General features: G+C 44.6%; 4 protein-coding genes. 2 read left to right on the forward strand and 2 right to left on the reverse strand.

Features of this window, described 5'->3' with window-relative positions:
* A partial coding sequence (locus Q8J68_RS08425) for a right-handed parallel beta-helix repeat-containing protein (protein ID WP_305311078.1) occupies positions 1 to 1,360 on the forward strand: 1,360 nt, incomplete at its 5' end.
* Between the two features lie 219 nt (positions 1,361 to 1,579).
* Here the strand turns inward: Q8J68_RS08425 and Q8J68_RS08430 are convergent.
* The gene (locus tag Q8J68_RS08430) at positions 1,580 to 3,133 is read right to left on the reverse strand and encodes a glycosyltransferase family 2 protein (protein ID WP_305311079.1); all 1,554 of its coding nucleotides are present in this window, start codon (positions 3,131 to 3,133) and stop codon (positions 1,580 to 1,582) included.
* A gap of 527 nt (positions 3,134 to 3,660) precedes the next feature.
* On the reverse strand, positions 3,661 to 4,563 hold the full coding sequence (locus tag Q8J68_RS08435) for a DUF1616 domain-containing protein (RefSeq protein ID WP_305311080.1): 903 nt from the start codon (positions 4,561 to 4,563) through the stop codon (positions 3,661 to 3,663).
* Positions 4,564 to 4,799: 236 nt separating this feature from the next.
* On the opposite strand from Q8J68_RS08435, the gene Q8J68_RS08440 reads away from it, so the two are divergent.
* Positions 4,800 to 5,162, forward strand: a complete 363-nt coding sequence (locus Q8J68_RS08440) for a hypothetical protein (RefSeq protein ID WP_305311081.1) — start codon at positions 4,800 to 4,802, stop codon at positions 5,160 to 5,162.
* Positions 5,163 to 5,215 lie beyond the last annotated feature (53 nt).

Raw genomic sequence — 5,215 nt, forward strand, 5'->3', positions numbered from 1 at the left:
CACAGGTATCAACCTGAATAATGCCAACAACCTGGTACTTGAAGAGAATAGCATCAAGAACATCAAGAGGATATCGGGCTCCACGTTCGGTGTTGAGATGATGCCTGCTGCAAAGGATTTCAGTGTCACGATGAAGAACAATGAGTTCGACAGTTCCGTGGACTATGATGCCTTTTCAGCTCCCGGTTACGGTCACACATATGCCGTAAATGCACAGGAACAGGATACATCGAAGTTCGCTGCATCCAACGGTGCAATGAAACTTACGGCCGAACCTTCCCAAAGCACTGCTGAGGCAGTAAATAATGCTGGTGTCACAGACTCCAGCATTTCTATTTCTAAGATCGATGGTACAACAACTGTCCTTACAGGCAGCGGAGAAACTGTATACGTAGGTGACAGTGACACTGATGCTGTGAAGGCTGCGGTCAATGCAGTTGACAACGGGACCATCACATTCGAGCAGGAAACCTATGCTATCAGCTCACCTGTGGCCCTTAAGTCAGACATAGAACTGATAGGTAACAATGCTGTGATCACAGGATACAGTATATTCACGCTAACAGATCTGGAAAATGTCACAGTCAGCGGTTTTGAGTTCATCAACCCTGATGAGGAATATCTGGACCGAGCAGGTAACAACGGTCTGATCTACATCCAGAACAGCAGTAATGCCTTTATCCGGGAGAATACCTTGCGCAATTTCAGGGATTTTGGCATATACATGGGAGCCAGCTCCACATCCGATCGCAACCAGGATATCACAATTAAGGATAATCAGTTCCTTGAATACGGTTATGCCGGAGTGATGATAGGCAAAGGAGCCAGCAATGTGACTGTTGAGGATAATCTGTTCAGGGACATTAATGTAAAAGGAATGAACCCTAACGCCTATGGTGTCGCTATCATGAAGGACAGCAGCACTTACAGATATTCAGATCACATATACATACGCAACAACACTATCGAGAACAATCCCCTCGGGGAAGCTATCGATAGCCATGGGGCAAACCACCTCTATATAGAGGACAACACTATAACAGACTCCGGGATACCCATATATATCGCCCACATCAACGCTGATGACAGATATCCGGTGCCCTTGCATCACCTGACGGTAACAGGTAATAACATTAAAGGGAATTTCGATGCAGAAGGTCTGGCTACAGGCATCCTGGTCATTGGAGCGACAAAGATATCAGGCGATATATCAAAACCTTATCAGCATGTAATTGTTTCTGGCAACACCATTGAAGATGCCGGCAACTGGAACAACGGAGATGAAAAAGCTATATTACTGGAAAACGTTGATAGTCCTGTAGTTGAGAATAATGTGTTCTCCGGTGCAGAAGGCAAATAATCTGATTAATAGTTTCCTCAATTTAGAAGCATACTACAGTAAAGAGCTTACGCTGAATTCATTTGCGTACTCTCTGTCGGCAGAACAGGTTTATGCTTTTAATGGGTACCGAATACTAAATAGAAGAACTCCGCCTTTCCCTGCCCGGGATGGCGGATCTTCATTCATTTTAAATTTATTCCTTTTAAATCCTGACTGCTTTTTAATTCCACATGATGCTCAGATATTCACATCCATTGCCCTGTAACATTCTTTCATGTCAAAGAACATTGCAAAGAGGGTCATCTGAAGCCCGGCAATGAAGAACAATGCACCAATCAAAGGCAGACTGGCAGGGATATACCATCCGGTGACCAGGCCTGATAATAGTATGTACAATCCTGTGAGCACTCCCAGTGGCAGGAATATCATCCCGAACACATAAAAAAGCACAAGTGGATGGAAATTGGTTATAGAGTACTTGACCTTAAGCCTCCACAGGAATTTCTTAAAAAGCATGACGGATACCTTGGACATGTACCTGCTGTACTTGATGCTGGACTTCTCCTCTCCATAGTGGGCAGGCATGGTGACATCCTGGGTTTTGAAACCGAAGGTGTTGAGCTTGACCAGCATGTCATTGCAATAGCCGTAATAAGTGTAGAGAGTATCGATCTCAATATTGGAAAGAGCGTGCTTTGAGATGGCGGTGTAGCCATTCTGCGGGTCCGTTATGTGCCAGTATCCGCTCCCGATCTTGGTTATCAGGCTCAGCAAGGAGTTTCCAAACAGGCGCCATGAGCTCATACCGCAGCGGAATTCATCACAGCCCAGACGATTGCCTTTTGTATAATCTGCCTTGCCTTCGATGATGGGCATCAGCAGGCTGGGCATATGTGCCGGATTCATCTGGTTGTCCCCGCCCATTACGACCATGATATCCATGTCTTCCTGAAGTGCACGCTTGTACCCGTGAAGGATAGCTGCACCCACACCCTGGTTCTTCTCATGGGTGATGACAGAGAGCCGGGGGTCATTTACCAAGTTCAGCACTTCTGCTGTGTTATCGGTACTGGCATCGTTGATGACGTATATGCGATTGACATAGCCGGGAATACCTTCAATGGTTGTGCTTATCAGTTTCTCTTCATTATATGCAGGCACTACAACGCCTATTTTATGTTTATAGAATATATCGGTGTTCTTTTCCTTGACCTTTTTAACGCTTACTTCCTTGAACTTGAACCCTGCGTTCAAGGCGTCCTTCACCAGACAGAGCTCCTCGGGCAGGCTGTCCTCAGTAAAGGTAAGGGAAGCCGTCGAGAGTGATGAGAAGGCGGTGAAGCCGATATTCTGTGAAAGGTACTTTGACAGATACTTGCCATCTGAATCAAGATATGGGGCCATATCAATCAGTGACTGTAGATCAGTGTTAATACCTTGTCCCGGGTATTCGTTGTAACCTACAACAGCATCTGCTTCCATCCACATGACCGGAGTTATGAGCTTGGGTATGGCATCAGAATCGTAGAGATCATCGGCATTTATTATAATGACCGGACCATTCCCGAATTTCTGTGAATACCTGAAAGCTGTCCGGAGTGATTCCATTTTTCCTTTATGCTTATCGTGCTTTATTACATGTGCATCCATTTTCTCAGCTATGTATGCAGTGGAATCTATGCTTCCATCGTCCACAACTACAATATTATCTACATATAGGCCTGCCTTTTTGATGACGTCATGTATGTTGGCCTCGTCGTTATAGGCAGGGATTATACCTGTAACTCCCATTTGTACTCCCCCGTTAAATATAATAAAGTACTCAAGCCCCCTTGAATACAAATTCCAGAAGTATACATGGCAACTGCTATTCAATAGCCGTAAATCCATTCCACTCCAATATACAAACATTGCTCTACGTTTATAACATTATCGTGCGTTAAGGGGTAGCAAGCATTTTATGAAAGTTTAAAAAACTACTCGATAGGACTCATAGTAAGATTTCTAAGCTTGAAAGTAATGTTCTTAAGCATTTTGTATTAGATCTTTCAAAGCACTTATAAGCAAATCCTTATCCTTTAGTGGCCAATCTGATTAATTAATGCCGCAACACGACATAATATGCGTTTTCAGAGAGCCCACAACGGTTATATTTCCATTTATTCCGCAGTATGCACTCAAAATGCGCGCAACATGAACAGTCTATTCAGACCTATCAGCCTGACGAAATCCAGCCTGTTCTTGTCCATGTCACCTGTGATGAAAAGCCAGTGATACAGACCAATATATATTGTGCTCAGACATGATCCGGATTCACATCATATGTCAGAGGGATTTTCTCCCGGTTCCCTGACGCTGATCCACAGGTGAAGGTCCCTGTAAGGCACTGTCGTGTTGTCTTCCCTGTAGAGCAGGTATTGCAGTTTCATGTCATTTCCTGTAAAGGCAGGAGAAAACGACAGAGGCATCTCCCAGGTGGCATTATGTTCAAGCGATATATGCCTGAAGCTGGATGGAATATCCATTATTTCATTATCAAGCCGCAGTTCCAGGGAATAGTTGACAGCTGCATATTCATGGTTGACGATGCCGACTATCACATCGGTGCTCTCGCCTGTTACAAGGTGGGTGTTATAGTTATCTGCCATGCCCTGCGGGCCCAGTATGTAGAACTCCGTGAACTTTTCACCTTGTTTGGGAGTTACAACCACATATACAAGAGTGATGACAGATAACAGGATCGAGATGACAAGCACAATGCTCAGGATGCGGTCAAGTTTTGACTGTGGTTTTGAGCTCATTTCATCTCTCAGGGATGTGTACATCTGCCTGAAAGGAACTGAAAAGGCATCCTCGCCTGCATTCTTTCTTCTGTAGGAAGATATCAGGGCCATGGCAAGGGTAAAGGCTGAGATCGCTACAAGCACAGGGACAAGCCGTATGCCCCAGGGAGTGTAATTCAGCCCCAGTCCTATGAGGGGGACCACTGCAATGCTCAGTCCAAAACTTAAGGCAATGCGCTCTATTCCGTCCAGGTCATCCTTAGCTGGGAAAAGGGCAGCTATCAGGGCATAGCCCGGAAGAAAGAGCACCATGGGAAGGCCGAGTAAAGTACGGATGGGACTGTTGCTCAGAAAAGGGATGAGTATGAAAAGGCCTGTCAGCAAGACAAGCGCTATGACCAGTTTGAGGTCAGCAGGCAGGGAATGTTTTGAGCTCATTTTCCTTTTTACACCAGCCAGTCGTAATCATAAATACTTCTTAATGGGGCTAAACTGCTGTTAATACAACTCAAACATTAAGAGTTTTATGCATTGTCGCCATTACGATGTTTTAATCACAGTTTGATATTTATTCTATCTGCATAATAAACCATTTCAGATAGACAGGAAGTTTTAAATAAAACTGAATTTAATAGGACAGATACTAACCTATGATATACCAAAGAGGGGTTGTTGTGAAACAACAAAAAATATTACAATCCACTTACCCGGGTCACCCGCTGAAAAGGTGTGGCATTCTATTATGCTCGATATTGATCACATTACTCCTGACATCTGCCGCAAGTGCTGTTACGAATGTCACCACCTCACCGGAGAATCCTGTTGTCGGTGATATGATCGTTATCACGGGTTACGCTGCTGCCAGCAGTACGCTTGCAGCCTACACATCATTCAGTGTGGAAGTACCTGTGAAAAACGGCTTATATGAATATGAACTCAAGAACATCAAAGTGCCTGCGGGAACTGATACTTTCTCTGTGGAAGCTGAGAATGTGTCCAATCTCGGAGTTGCGGTAAAGAAGTTTGGCAGACCGTAGTCACGCTCCACCACATCAAATTCTTCTGGATTTGCAAGCATTTCCCAGTCATA

The organism is Methanolobus sp. (genome assembly GCF_030682845.1).
Classification (GTDB): domain Archaea; phylum Halobacteriota; class Methanosarcinia; order Methanosarcinales; family Methanosarcinaceae; genus Methanolobus.

Excerpts from the sequence above, each read along its gene's own strand:
- Q8J68_RS08435 (WP_305311080.1), bottom strand. The coding sequence starts at position 4,563 with ATGAGCTCAAAACATTCCCTGCCTGCTGACCTCAAACTGGTCATAGCG.
- Q8J68_RS08430 (WP_305311079.1), bottom strand. The coding sequence starts at position 3,133 with ATGGGAGTTACAGGTATAATCCCTGCCTATAACGACGAGGCCAACATA.